At 32.3% G+C, this 14,306-nt stretch carries 10 protein-coding genes; 9 read left to right on the top strand and 1 reads right to left on the bottom strand.

The features are described 5' to 3' along the window. The 9 genes from N456_RS13800 (at nt 1) to N456_RS13760 (ending at nt 12,117) form a co-directional block, all read left to right on the top strand. Entirely contained in the window at nt 1-4,107 is a 4,107-nt protein-coding gene (locus tag N456_RS13800; protein ID WP_062058241.1) for an RHS repeat-associated core domain-containing protein, read from the top strand. A 6-nt stretch (nt 4,108-4,113) separates the two neighbouring features. Continuing rightward, nucleotides 4,114-5,022, top strand: a complete 909-nt coding sequence (locus N456_RS13795) for a hypothetical protein (protein WP_062058238.1) — start codon at nt 4,114-4,116, stop codon at nt 5,020-5,022. A gap of 111 nt (nt 5,023-5,133) precedes the next feature. Next, nucleotides 5,134-5,355, top strand: coding sequence for a hypothetical protein (locus N456_RS13790; protein WP_062058235.1), 222 nt, complete (start codon nt 5,134-5,136; stop codon nt 5,353-5,355). Between the two features lie 130 nt (nt 5,356-5,485). Further along, complete coding sequence (locus tag N456_RS13785; RefSeq protein ID WP_082422536.1) at nt 5,486-6,037, top strand: RHS repeat-associated core domain-containing protein; 552 nt, start codon at nt 5,486-5,488, stop codon at nt 6,035-6,037. Between the two features lie 18 nt (nt 6,038-6,055). Continuing rightward, entirely contained in the window at nt 6,056-6,751 is a 696-nt protein-coding gene (locus N456_RS13780) for a hypothetical protein (RefSeq protein WP_062058229.1), read from the top strand. Between the two features lie 104 nt (nt 6,752-6,855). After that, a complete protein-coding gene (locus N456_RS24880; RefSeq protein ID WP_062058226.1) occupies nt 6,856-7,674 on the top strand; it encodes an RHS repeat-associated core domain-containing protein in 819 nt (272 codons plus the stop codon). A gap of 15 nt (nt 7,675-7,689) precedes the next feature. After that, nucleotides 7,690-8,100 carry a hypothetical protein gene (locus N456_RS13770; RefSeq protein ID WP_062058222.1) on the top strand — a complete coding sequence of 137 codons (411 nt, stop codon included), beginning with the start codon at nt 7,690-7,692 and terminating at the stop codon, nt 8,098-8,100. 168 nt (nt 8,101-8,268) lie between these two features. Then, the gene (locus tag N456_RS13765; protein ID WP_062058220.1) at nt 8,269-8,958 is read left to right on the top strand and encodes a HEPN domain-containing protein; all 690 of its coding nucleotides are present in this window, start codon (nt 8,269-8,271) and stop codon (nt 8,956-8,958) included. Nucleotides 8,959-9,918: 960 nt separating this feature from the next. Further along, the gene (locus N456_RS13760; RefSeq protein WP_062058217.1) at nt 9,919-12,117 is read left to right on the top strand and encodes a basic secretory protein-like protein; all 2,199 of its coding nucleotides are present in this window, start codon (nt 9,919-9,921) and stop codon (nt 12,115-12,117) included. 294 nt (nt 12,118-12,411) lie between these two features. Here the strand turns inward: N456_RS13760 and N456_RS13755 are convergent, their stop codons facing one another. After that, nucleotides 12,412-13,950: a basic secretory protein-like protein gene (locus N456_RS13755; protein ID WP_062058215.1), complete on the bottom strand. Its 1,539-nt coding sequence runs from the start codon at nt 13,948-13,950 to the stop codon at nt 12,412-12,414. Nucleotides 13,951-14,306: the final 356 nt, after the last annotated feature.

Raw genomic sequence — 14,306 nt, 5'->3', positions numbered from 1 at the left:
ATGTTACTAGCAAACAAACACTTTACACCAATTGTAGGTGTAGACATCCATATCGTAATTATCCCACCAGGTATCCCCACTCCTATACCACATCCGTTTATAGGTATAGTTATGGACCCTATAGACTATGTGCCTGTAATAGGCTCTACAATAAACGTTAATTGTGTCCCTAAAGGTAATAGTGGTACAGCAGGCATGCTAGGAATGAAAGCCCATATCCCCTTAGGAGGAGCATTTGCTATGATGCCAGCTATCGGACATGATTCTGTAAATTTTTATGGCAGTCAAAAAGTAAGTGCCGAGGACGCTCTATTTAGCCCCTCTGGATACATGCTAATGACCTGTAATGACTTAGGCATGCCTCTAGCCCCACCAAGTATGTATCTGCCAACTTCTGCCACCATACCATTACCAGGTGGCAAACCAGTACTTGTAGGAGGTCCTTATGTGCCCGATATGATGGGAGCCATAATAGGAGCCCTATCTACATTAGGTTTTGGTGCAGTAATGAAAAAATTAGGCAAACTAGGAAAAAAAGGATTAAAAAAACTAAATAACAAAGTATTAAAAAAATTCCCTGCTACAGAAGGACTCAGTAAAAAACTCTGTAAAATGGGATTTGAACCCGTTGATTTAATCACTGGGCGAATGGTATATGAAGGAGAAGACTTTACCTTACCAGGAATCATACCCATTACTTGGGAGCGCAACTGGTACTCCGATTCATCATACCATGGTATGCTAGGCTACGGCATGCATTCTAATTATGATCTAGCCCTACATATAGTACAAGAAGAAGACACTATAGTAATGCGATTGCCAGACGGTAGAATAACTACATTCCCTTGGTTAGTAGCCGAAAAAGAAAAAGCCTATAACAGAGCAGAAAAACTAACACTTACCTGTATCAATGGCACTACATACACGATCAAAAACCATAATAATCAGCAAACGTATACCTTTACTAAAATAGGTGATGATCTATATAAACCCACTCGATTAGAAAACCCAGAAGGATTAAGCATTACATTTTACTACAATGCAGTACAGCAATTAGAACAAATCAAAGATACCGCAGGTAGAATTCTAAACATCACATCAGATACCGCAGGTAGGATTATCGAAATAACCGCAAAACACCAAGAAGAGATACGAACCCTTATTACCTATCGCTATAATGAAGAAGGCGATATGACCCATATCATAGATGCACTAGGGCAAGCAACCGTTATGGAATACAAAAACCACCTAATGATTAAAAAAACTGACCGAAATGGACAGGCATTTTATTGGGAGTATAACGGAGATACAACAGGAGCTAAATGTATCAAAACATGGGGAGATGACAACATCCTATCAGGTACCTTAGAATATCACCAGGGATATAATATCATTACAAACTCATTAGACCAACAAAGCATTTATTATTTTAATAATGATAACCTATGTACTCAGGTTATTGACCCCATGGAGAATACTATTTATCACGAGTATAATCAGTACAATGAATTGTATAGAGATATCGATGAAGAAGGAAACCTAACAGGTTATAGCTATGATGATCGAGGCAACCTAACAGCCTTACACCAACCCGATGGCTCCGTAATCAGTTTTGTCTATGATCAAAAAGATAGACTAGTACTCACCCAATATCCTAAGGGAGGTTCAATCATTAAAGCCTTTAATGAGCAAGATCAATTACAATCAGTAATAGGTATGGACAGTGGTGTAACCTCTTTTACCTATAATAAGATCGGATTGATAGACCAAGTAAGAGACAATGTCGGTAATATCACCGAACTAGCATATGACCAAGACCATAATTTAACCAAGATGACCCTACCTAATGGCGCAGAATCCACTTGGCAATACGATCCTTGGGGGCGTTGTTATCAATCTAAAAATGCCGAAAATCATAAACAACACTTTTTTTATGATAAATTAGATCGTATACATCAAATCCATCAAGCAGATAAAAACACCATACACCTTAAGTATAACGCCTATAACGAAGTCCTACAAACAAAAGACCAGCGCAAGCGAGAAATAAACTTTCAATACACCCCCATGGGAAGCCTGCAAATGCGCGAAGAAAATGGTAAAAAAGTACATTTTAAATACAATACAGAAGAGCAACTGACCAGTATTACCAATGAGCATAAAGAACACTATCTATTCGCTCGCAACCCTAAGGGAGAGATCATAACCGAAACAGGATTTGATGGTTTAGTACGCCAATACGACAGAGACCGAGCAGGAAAAGTATTACGAATTAAACGCCCCGATGATAAATTTACTGAATACGAATATGACCTAAATGGTCGTATTATACGTGCAGAACACAGCGATAATACCTGGGAGACCTATAGCTATGACCAAGACGGTAATCTTATAGAAGCCATAAACCAACATAGTCAGTTATCCCTAGAGCGCGATCAAACAGGCAGAATAGTAACAGAAACCCAAGACAGTCATACAATAGAAAGTAAGTACGATGCATTAGGCAATCGTATCCAAATAAACAGCAGTCTAGGAGCAGATATCAACCTAAACCGTAATCAACTAGGGCAAATACAAAATATATCAGCCAATGTATCCCCTAACTTAGAAGAAGAAACATCCCAAAAACAAAAAAACCTCCCTTGGCAAGCCCAATTTGCATACAATAGTATCGGTATGGAAACAGAACGAGCACTACCAGGAGGCGTTATAAAACATACCCAATACGATGATGCAGGCAGACCCATACAACAAAAAATAACCGTTAATAGTAGAGAAACACGCCACCGTACCTATGCATGGAATGTTAATGATCGCTTAACCAAGATGGTTGATGAATTAACAAACGGAGTAGTCAGCTATGGATATGATGCCTTTAACAACCTCGCTAGTGCCAAGTATGAAAACAAGCAATTCGATTATAAACTCCCAGACGAAGTAGGAAACCTTTATAAAACCGAAAGCAGATCCGACAGAAAATATGGTAAAGGTGGACAACTCCTAGAAGCCGATGGAAACACATATAAATATGACAAAGAAGGAAACCTAATCACTAAGGCCACACACCAAGGAACATATGAGTATCAATGGTATGGCAATGGAATGCTAAAATCGGTAAACACCCCCGATAGAGATATTATTAAATTCGAATATGATGCACTTGGCAGGCGAACCGCCAAAACCATACTCCCCTCCCCTTTTAAACCCAGTGCCAAAAAACAAATTACCAGATGGGTATGGGATGGTAATGTACCATTGCATGAGTGGAAATATGATCTAAAAGATAGACCCCAACTCGTAGTAGACGAATTTGGAATGCTCGCAGAAAGTAAACCCGAACCTATTGAGAATCTGATCACTTGGATATTTGATGAAGGTACATTTAAACCTACTGCTAAGATCATTAATGACGAAACCTATTCCATCATCACTGATTATCTAGGTACACCCGTAGAGATGTATAATAGCAAAGGGCAAAAAACTTGGCAAGTAGAGTATGATATTTACGGAAAAGTACGTAAACTTGTAAAAGGTTCTTTGAATGATTGCCCGTTTAGATATCAAGGGCAATATGAAGATGTGGAAACTGGATTGTATTATAACAGATTTAGGTACTACTCAAGCGATACGGGAACTTATATTAGTCAGGACCCCATTGGACTAGAAGGAGGAATGCCCAATATGTATGCTTATGTACATGATTCTACTACTTGGGTAGATCCTTTTGGGCTAACTGGAATAGGTGCTTGGGGCGAAAAAGTAGCAGCAAATTATTTATCTAAACAAGGGCACCAAATCCTTGGATCTGTACAAAATGCTTCTGGACATGGTTTTGACTTAGTTACTAAATCCGCTAATGGAGATATTAATATTATAGAAGTTAAAACTAGCCAAAGTAAATGGAGGAGTAAGAGTAATATGTCCAGATGGACAAATAATAATATTAGAAAAATCTCTGGTAATACGAATGGTAGATGGAAAAATATGCCTAATTATCAGAAGAATTTAATGGATACTATTGATAAAGCTAATGCAAAAGGTAAACTAAAAAATAAATTACTTCAAATAAATATAGATCAGCGCTCAATTAGATTAAAGTGTAAATAAAAGTAAATGAGGAATTTAATAAATAAAGCTATTAAGCATTATGAATATAATAATGAAGTAGAATCATGTAATAATGATTTTATTAGAAAATATGGTAATTTTACTGACAAAGATACACTTAAGAATTACTCGGATATAATTTATAAAGTTCTAAATGGAATCCCAAATTGCACACATATAAAGGCAAAAAACTTACTATTTCAAGGAGACGATGATTGTTGGAAATACTTTGAAAGAACAGCAATGTTTTGGGTATATGGTCATAGTAACGATGAATGGATCGATCATTTAAAAGATGCTTATGAATACGCTTTATATGTTGAAAGAGAAGATTTAATTAAAAAATTATTTAATAAATCGCTACATTATTTGTCAGACAAGAATAATTTATCAAACAAGGATTTTGAAAAACAAAAAGTTTATCCTAGTTCACAATTAGTACAATTTTTAATAGAAAAATGGTTAGGAGAGAATCCTGTAAAAGATTTGATCTTAAAATATGGAGATGGTTATGGTATTTATCAAAAAATAATAGATAATTGGGACGATCTTTCAAAGATAGAGTTAAGTTATTGGGACGAATTATGTGATTATCATTTAAATGCAATTGGATTACAAAGCGGTGAAAAATGGGAGAATGAAGAGTTTTTAGCTAGTGGATTGATTCCTATGGAATTAATAAATATTTTTAAAATAAGGAATAAGTTAGGTTTAGATATACCAAACATTACTCACGAATTATTCTCTACACCAATGGCAAAATATCCTAAAATACCAACTGGGTATAATGAGAATTTAGACATTAAATTTCAATTAATAGATCGAACAGTTAAGACAAAGAAAAAATATACTTTACAAGAAATTGAAGATTATATAAAAAGTCAAAATAAAGGAGAAATTGAAATATTAGAATAGAGGTATGACTTCCTGCTCGATTATAGTATGTGCTAGTGCTAGTTTGTAACGAGTGTTAATTATGAGGAAAAAACATAGTAAAAAAAATAAAGTAACCTTAAAACCAGAGATATGCCAATCAAAGACAAAGATTACAACAAGGCTAAGGCGTTGCTAGAAGTCGCAGGCAGTAAAAGTGCCGAGAAATCGCACAAAAAACATACAGGTAGCAAAGGCTCTTCCGATAGTCATGGCAGGAGCTTGTACAACGAGGCACAACAAGATTTTGGCGGGCAACCTACCGCAGTGCAGTTAGAAGCTTTACGCAAAGCAGGTAATTTGCTAGGTGTATAGCTTTATGTAAAAAAATAAAATCAATAGAACCACTGGATATTACAGTGGTTTTATTGTAATATTATATGGTATCTCTGGTATAAAGTAGTAGTACTATTAAGTATGTGGCTTTACAAGAGATAAAACGTTCATACCTTTTCTATACCAAGGGCAGTATTTTGATGAAGAAACAGAGCTAGCTTATAACCGCTATAGGTATTATGCTGCTGATGAAGGAGTTTATATATCCCAAGATCCGATTGGGTTATTTGGTATGAACCCTACAATGTATGCTTATGTATCTGATTCCAATAAATTTATTGATGTTTTTGGACTAAATGTTCAGACTGGAGCAAATAGAACACATGTCAAATATTCAGGAATTAAAGATGGGAAACCATATCACGGATATGCGAGTGCGCCAATAGAAGACGGTTTAACTGGTGATGATATTGTTAATAGGAGATATGGTGGTGATTTTAGTGATTTTGATGTAGCCCCTGAAGTTGATTACATTGGCGAAGGAGTTGAAGGTAAACGAACTGCGAGAGGTTTAGAACAAAGAGGGTTTGAAGCTGATGGCGGGTTAGACGGTACATCAAATAAACAAAACCCTGTCGGACCAAATAATCAAAATAGACAAAAATACTTAGACGCAGCAGATGCTCATAATAAAAAGAAAGTAAAAGCTAGTTGTGGTTAAAAATATTAGGTAAAATATATGGCAAAAAGAGCTACACCTTGGAAAGAAGGTAAAGTAATTAGTATAGAAACAAGAAAAGGAACATTTGTATTAGCGCAAATGTTAAAATCTCCTTTTTTAAGATTTTATAATGTATTTAGAGAAGATGAAGATTGGGGTAATGTGGATGTTAGTGTTTTTGAAACACTTTTCACTAAATCTATAGTAGCTGCATTTCTAAAACACAGTAATGTTTCCGTTTTAAAAAATGCTATTCCTGATTTAGAAAGAAAAGATTCTGATACTTGGATAAACGGAAAATCTGGAAATCGAAAAGTAAAGGTATGGGAAGGTACGGAAGACGAAAAAGAATTTTATATTTTGGGTTCAGAATCAGGAGGGAGTTTAGTAAAAAAAGATCTGTGGTGGAGTCCAACACCGGAGATGAGAACTAGACCACACCCCAGCGGTGTTATCGATTCTGTTATACTAGAAGAAATACCTTTAAACTCAGATAATATCATAGACGATCACGAATTAACTAGTTTAGGAATATTTCCTTTAACAAACGAGCGTTTATATCTATGTTATAAGGCAGGTAAAAATGTCGATCCAAGCAAGGATTTAAAGTTTAATCGAGAAATACCCAAAGATTATAAGATTGCTATTGAGATAATGTCTGGTGGTGGTGGAAAAGAAAATAAAGAGAAAATACTGGATACTTATTTTAGATAAAATTTATACCGATAATCGGTAATAAGATTTAGCCACTCCCCTCCCCTTTTAAACCCAGTGCCAAAAAACAAATTACCAGATGGGTATGGGATGGTAATGTACCATTGCATGAGTGGAAATATGATCTAAAAGATAGACCCCAACTCGTAGTAGACGAATTTGGAATGCTCGCAGAAAGTAAACCCGAACCTATTGAGAATCTGATCACTTGGATATTTGATGAAGGTACATTTAAACCTACTGCTAAGATCATTAATGACGAAACCTATTCCATCATCACTGATTATCTAGGTACACCCGTAGAGATGTACAATAGCAAAGGGCAAAAAACTTGGCAAGTAGAGTATGATATTTACGGAAAAGTATGTAAACTTGTAAAAGGTTCTTTGAATGATTGCCCGTTTAGATATCAAGAACAATATGAAGACCCTGAAACAGGGCTGTATTATAATAGATTTAGGTACTACAATCCCGATAGTGAAACTTACATCTCGCAGGATCCGATTGGGTTAGCTGGAAAGATGCCTAACCTGTATTCATATGTACGTAATAGTAATACTTTTGTTGACCCATATGGGCTTTTAGAGGAAGTGGTATTCCCTAAAAATAATGTTATAGCTGAAACAACAATTCAAATGCAAGGATCTAGAAGTCAAGATTTCAAAGCTGCAAATTCAAATGTAGGTCTTAATGGAAAACGAGGCAAACCAACAGGTAATGCACATAAAGAAATTCATGGTGATGTTGTTTGGCATCATGTAGATTATGACCCTGAAACTAATACTGCTAAAATGCAGTTAGTAAGCTCGGCAGATCATAACGCAAGTAAACCACATAAAGGTTTTGAAGATCATACTGGAACAGTATATGAAAGTCCAGAAGCAAAGGCAGAAGCTAAAAAATTAAATGCAAAATGCCCTTAATTAATATTATTTATTATGAACAGTAGTGATATACTTTTTGATGAAAATTTAGAGTTTTATACTTCAATTAGTGAATCTAATAATCAAGTTTGTATTACGCTATCCGATAGTTTGGATGCATCAGAAGAAGAATTAACCGGAAATTATAAATCTAAAATAGCTAGATTTCTAACCGATTCTTCAAAATGGTATGAAATAGCTATTCTTGCAGTTATAGATAGGGCTAAAAATGAATATAATACAGAGGTTCAAAAAAATGATATACAACTAATGAATGTTTTTATTCTTTATGAACAAGATGAAAAAGAACTATATGGGCTACAATTTAGAGTTAGCTTTGATATTGAACATGGTTGTGGTTTAAAAATTACTAGTGATAATTATGAAATCATAGAATCAGGAGATGCGGATGTAGCATTTTGTTAAAAAAATAGTATCGCGAATTTATAATCGATAGTTTAATCAAGTATAATAGAGAGTCACTTTCTTTTTTAGGAAGTGGCTTTTTAATGTATTATTTCTCGATATTGTATAATGAATAAATGATCCCATATATAATCCAACATCATATATTGTACTAATAATTTATAAATAATGACAAGAGATAATTACAGGTTTTACAATAAGATTGTTGAACGAAATAACAAACTAAATATTAATTATAAAAGAGGAGAAAAAGACACACTGTCTAACTTTTTTAACAATACTTCTGTAGCATTTGATCTACTACTATTAGTAGAAACTGAAGCGGAAGAAATCACTTTAAAATATCATGCTAGAAAAAACTACATTATTAACTTAGTATCATCAATTGAACAGTTTTTTAAGCAACTTGTTAAATATGATTTAACAGAATATAATCATAATATTAGAGAATTACTTAAAGATAAGATATCTCTTTGGGAAGCATCAAAATTATTTACAGAGAAAAAGCTCAAACCTCATGATATAATTGCAAATTATTATTCTTTTCAAAACTTAGATGAAATAGATCGTATCATAAGTTTAATTGTTTCTAAGAAATTTTTGAAATTCATAGGAGAGTATGATTCTGGTAATCTCAGATCAATATATGAAGATAAAAAAATTAACTCTTACAAACTTAACAAAGACTATCCTGAATGGAGGAATGACATCAGTGAATTATTTAATTTAAGGCATAATTTTGTGCACCATTTTAGCTACAAGGAGAGGATTTCTTATAACAAATTAAATCGTATGACAGATTCATTACATTATATAATAATGGTAATATATATTGTCATTATAGATAATGAAATATAATTTAAAACAACCTTAAAACTTTCCTACTAGCGCAATCTTCTTCGCTTGTACCGATTATAAGTATACAATAAAGAGTAAGAAGTTATATAAACCTATAATAATTATTAAGTATTCTTAAAATGTTAAATAGAATTTGGAGTACTTCATATTATTATCTATTTTTTATTTAATATACTTTATTAAACACTCCCAATAGTATTGTTTAAGAATAAATGAATACTCTTTCGGAATTCATGAATACTCTTTCGGAATTCATGAATACTCTTTCGGAATATATGAATACTCTTTCGGAGTGCATGAATATTCTTTCGGAATGCATAAATGCTCTTTCGGAGTGCATGAATACTCTTTCGGAATACATGAATGATATTTCGGAGTGCATGAATACTCTTTCGGAATGCATAAATACTCTTTCGGAATGCATGAATGATATTTCGGAATGCATAAATGCTCTTTCGGAGTGCATGAATATTCTTTCGGAACACATGAATGATATTTCGGAATGCATAAATACTCTTTCGGAGTATATGATCACTATTCTTTAAAATTAGAAATAGCTACATAAACTCAAAATACTAAAGTTTCTTTAAAAAAAACTGCAAGTATCAACATTCCTAAATCATTGTTATCAAATCCATATTTAAAAAATAGATTTAAAAAACTTATGAGATGTAATTTTTCATTTTTGCCTTTTAGATTTTATAATTCTAATTGAGCATTAATATAATGGTGTCCAAATATTTTATTCTTTTTTACAGAAGCGTTTGTAATACTAAATACAATACAGCGTTTGATACTCTTCTTTTATTAAAAATAGCATCAAAACAATTTCTAAAAAAAGAGATAATCAATAAAAAACATGAATTTTAGTGTGTTTTCTATATTATTTTAACAGAATTTAACTACTTAATTATATATTCACCATTAACTAAATTTTTTTTAATGAAACACAAACTCAAAATGAAACACAAAAAAAGGCGTAAATTATTTATTAGCTTATGCGTAACAGTATTTACTTTTTTTATCCATACTAAAAGTATAGCTCAAACAAGTTGGGATGATTTTAACTACCCAAAAGTAACAGTTATTGATCTAGGAACAGGAACCAATACTAATGCTGATGCAATACTAAATGCTATTGGAAGAACACAATCCGAAAGAACACGTTTTTATAATGCTAGAATACTATCTGTTGTTAAGCGATTATATAAAACCCCTCAAGAAGTTCCGAATTTTACTGAATTAGAACTTGTTTTTAGTCCTAATTACTGTGGTGGTATTGCTGCCAAAAGTGGAACACCTCCTAAAATTAGAATTGAAAACAGTACACATTACTTAAATATGGTACTTAACCAGAGTATAGAAGAATTAAAAGCAGAAATTGGAGGTACACTTACTCATGAGGTTACACATGCATATAGCCACGAACCTAAAAATGCAGGAACATACGAAACTGGGCAAAATTTCTTTGGATTTATAGAAGGAATTGCAGATTTTGTACGTTTTAAAGAAGGATATTCTACCTTAGCTGATATTGATATTGACCAAACTCATAAATGGTTAAAGGGATATAACGGTTCTGCTTTTTTTATCAATTGGTTGAATGATAACTATACTGATTTTGCATATAAATTTAATAAATCAGCAAAAACTATAGACCCTTGGACATTTAAGGCTGCAACAGAACAAATTGTTCCAGGAAAAACCATTGATCAACTCTGGAATGAGTATGTAAATAGCATTGAAAATCAAAGAAGAAATATCTCATTACCAACACCTAACTTTACAACTAGTAGTACTACTGTAACTGTTGGTGAGCAAGTCTCCTTTACAAACACATCTACCAATGCTATAGAATATGCATGGATTTATAAAGGTAAAAGTTGTGTTAGTTTTACAAACTCTAAAAACTTTAATATTACTTTTGATACCCCTGGAACATATAAAGTAACCCTTGAGGCTAAAAACTTTAAAGGAAAAAATTTAAAAGATATTAGCATTACAGTAAAACCTTGTGAGGACAAAAATAATATTGCTATTGGAAAAACAGTAACCACTTCTTCTTCAGAAAATGCTGAGTTCTCGGCAAGTAAAGCTACAGATAATGATACGAATACCAGATGGTCTAGTGGGTTTTCTAACGATCAATGGATTGCTGTAGATTTAGAAAAAGAAAGCAATGTATGTGCTATCGAGATTTCATGGTTTACTTGCTGTAGTATTATGATTGGAGCTAAGGACTATCAAGTACAGACCTCTAATGACGGTAACAATTGGTCGACAATCAAAAATATCACTAATAATTTTGATAACTTTAATTACATACCTCTTAATACTAAGAGTCGGTACATTAGAATTAAAGGTATAAAAAGAACCGCAACATCTTTTGGATATTCTATCAATGAGTTTAAGATATATGGCGGTGAAGGAACAATTACTCCTCCTGACACTTCTGAAGACTTAACTCAGCCGAATGGAAGTATTGTAGAATCTAATAATGATAGCCCTAATGGAGAAGACATTAGTAAACTAATTGATAATGATAGCTTTTCTAAATATTTAACCTTTAAAGCAAGTACAACAGTTACCTATACTTTTGACAAAGCATATGTAATCAATAAATATAGCTTAACTTCTGGTGGAGATGCTCCAGAAAGAGATCCTAAAAATTGGACTTTACAAGGATCTAATGATGGTACTACTTGGACAACTATTGATACAAAATCTAACAATAGTTTTGCGAATAGAAATGAAAAGAAAATATTCTCTTTTACCAATACTAAAGCATTCTCTAAGATTAGATTTAACTTTAACAATACTTCTGGAACTATTTTCCAATTATCTGAATTAGAAGTGTTCGGTAAAGAAGGAAATACTGATACAGGTGGTGGAGATGGTCCTGACACACCTCCAGTAATTACAGGTAAAGATTTTCAATTCTTCCCTAATCCAATTATTAGTGAAGTATATGTTATCCCATCTGAAAGTAAAATAAGTACCATAAACATACGTAACTTACAAGGAAACGTCGTATTTTCTAAAGAAAATGTAAGGCTATTTAATAGAACAATGACCAGGGTCGGAATAAACTTACCTTCTGGAATGTATTTATTAGAAATAGATGGCGTAACTAAAAAGCTAGTAGTTAGTGCTAGATAAATTATTGATTATAGTAACATAAAATTATGTAAACTAGATTAATAATACATTTCTTAATTAATTTATTAAAACCTGTGAAGCTCTAACTTCACAGGTTTTTTGATTGATAACAGTCTATTCTTTAAATTACTATAATAAAAACATCTAATGACTATCAAAGATATAAGCACCTCTAGTATTCTACTTATTTTTAACGTATAATGTAAAAGGGCTAATTTTACACGACTAATTTCATCTTAGAACAGTGTATTCTTTTAAAGCAGTAATAAATTTGTTACTTGATTAAGAACACATTTAGTTAGCATTAATCCAATCTATTCTTTTAGTTTTAACCACTTTTTTAGTTGCATTATAGGTGTCAACATATGCAGTATATTCATTCCATAGTACATCTATATCTTTTTGTAAAATTTCTTGAAAAGCAGCTTTAAAACTCCAAGGATTTATCGTTTTCACAGAGGCATTAAATTTATAAATAAAATCATCATCATAAGTATCTACAATCCATTTTAGAAAAAAACCAGAAGGTGTATATCCCGAAAGATACTTATGACCATCAAACCCTAAGTCTGGATGTCTTGTTTTATGATATCCTGCATTGATCCGAACTAAGTCTGCTTCTCCTTCCAAAAAAGCAAAATAATCATATCCTGGCTTATATTGATCATCAGAAGTTACAGGGTTAAACTGATATCCATGAGTAAGCTCATGCCAAAGTACTCCGTATAACTCATACTTTACCGCCTCATCAGGTTTTTCCTTTAATGCATTTTGAATATATTTTGTGCTAAACCAAAGTTCCATTGCTGCACTACTCCCTCCTTTTGCTGCTAAAACATCACTCCAATTAAACGTAAAATTAACTTTTTCAAAATCAGGAACTTCTGTTATATTTCTATATAACTGCTTACAAACCCCCAAAGTAACTTCATTAATTGCTTTTTTCAAATCAGGAATAACAGAAATTGCTCTTTTATATCCATCAGAAACAGTATCAGTAGGTGTTAATGATATTGTTGGGTAATAAAACCCTTTCCATGGATTTTCAGGATCATAGATTTTAATTTTGCGTTTAGTAAGTAATGTATCTCTTCCAAATTTATTATCAATAATTAAAGTTACATTATGATTACCTGGTATGTTATAAATTACTTTAGGGTTTTGTTCATTACTTGTAGCCGGTATACCATTCTCAAAAACCCAATACCATGTATGTGGAGCATTTGCAGACTGATCTTTAAACTGAATAGTATCTCCTATCTTACCTTTTGTATGATCTGCTATAAATTTTGTAACAGGCATATCTGTTAAAGCAGTCAATTCTATTTCTGCAATCTGTAAGTAATCATCACCATAAATAGAGGTTTTAGAATACTCAAAATCAAATTTATAGTGTGAATATGCTTTCTTATTATGCTCTAAACTATAAGAATTAGTAACTGTTCTTTTACTAAACTCTTGATCAGTTTTTGAATCTAAAACCTCCCAGTTAATACCATCCGTAGAACCACTTAAAGTCCAATTCTTTGGATCTCTACCTGGTGCATCATTTGCAGAAGTTATTGCATACTTTTTTATGATAGAAACTTCCTTGTTTTTTAATTGAATACTATTTTTAGGTTGCTGTACTAAAAACTTAGTATTCTTATCATTATCAAAAGCATTCTCTAAACCTTCTGATTTTGATATTCCTGGAAACTCACTAGATAAAACGGTATGTAATGTTTTAATATTAGCATATCCTTGTATAAACGGAGTTTTAGTTTTGTTTTCACAGCCAATACAAAAAAGAATAGTAAGCATAAGCAATATAATTGAGCCTTTATCTTTCATAAGTTTAATAAGTAGTTTAGTTATATTTTAATAATTATGATCATCATCATACTACAAACAAATATAATATGCTTGATACATAAATATGCTATTTAAAGAGTAAAACTATTGAGCAAATTAAGTAATCATTAGAAGTAATATTTTTAGACTAATTTATATAACCCATGTTACATTGTACATATTATAAAGAAAGGAGTATATAAATATTTTTTAAAAAAAAATAGGGTATTTCACATGATAACTGTTGTCTATAATAATAACTTATCTTTCTCTTAAAACATGGGCAATAAAAAAGCAGAAAACAGGAATTTTTTAATCTTCATTTTTTTATTTTTTATAATCATGATGATATACAG

Source organism: Aquimarina longa SW024 (assembly GCF_001401755.1).
Lineage (GTDB): Bacteria > Bacteroidota > Bacteroidia > Flavobacteriales > Flavobacteriaceae > Aquimarina > Aquimarina longa.
Note: the sequence above shows the minus strand (reverse complement) of the source record. Positions and strands in the feature narration are given on the sequence as shown.

What these genes read in the sequence shown, in the direction of transcription:
- N456_RS13800 (WP_062058241.1), top strand. Translation starts at nt 1, where the DNA reads ATGTTACTAGCAAACAAACACTTTACACCAATTGTAGGTGTAGACATC.
- N456_RS13795 (WP_062058238.1), top strand. Translation starts at nt 4,114, where the DNA reads ATGAGGAATTTAATAAATAAAGCTATTAAGCATTATGAATATAATAAT.
- N456_RS13790 (WP_062058235.1), top strand. Translation starts at nt 5,134, where the DNA reads ATGCCAATCAAAGACAAAGATTACAACAAGGCTAAGGCGTTGCTAGAA.
- N456_RS13780 (WP_062058229.1), top strand. Translation starts at nt 6,056, where the DNA reads ATGGCAAAAAGAGCTACACCTTGGAAAGAAGGTAAAGTAATTAGTATA.
- N456_RS13770 (WP_062058222.1), top strand. Translation starts at nt 7,690, where the DNA reads ATGAACAGTAGTGATATACTTTTTGATGAAAATTTAGAGTTTTATACT.
- N456_RS13765 (WP_062058220.1), top strand. Translation starts at nt 8,269, where the DNA reads ATGACAAGAGATAATTACAGGTTTTACAATAAGATTGTTGAACGAAAT.
- N456_RS13760 (WP_062058217.1), top strand. Translation starts at nt 9,919, where the DNA reads ATGAAACACAAAAAAAGGCGTAAATTATTTATTAGCTTATGCGTAACA.
- N456_RS13755 (WP_062058215.1), bottom strand. Translation starts at nt 13,950, where the DNA reads ATGAAAGATAAAGGCTCAATTATATTGCTTATGCTTACTATTCTTTTT.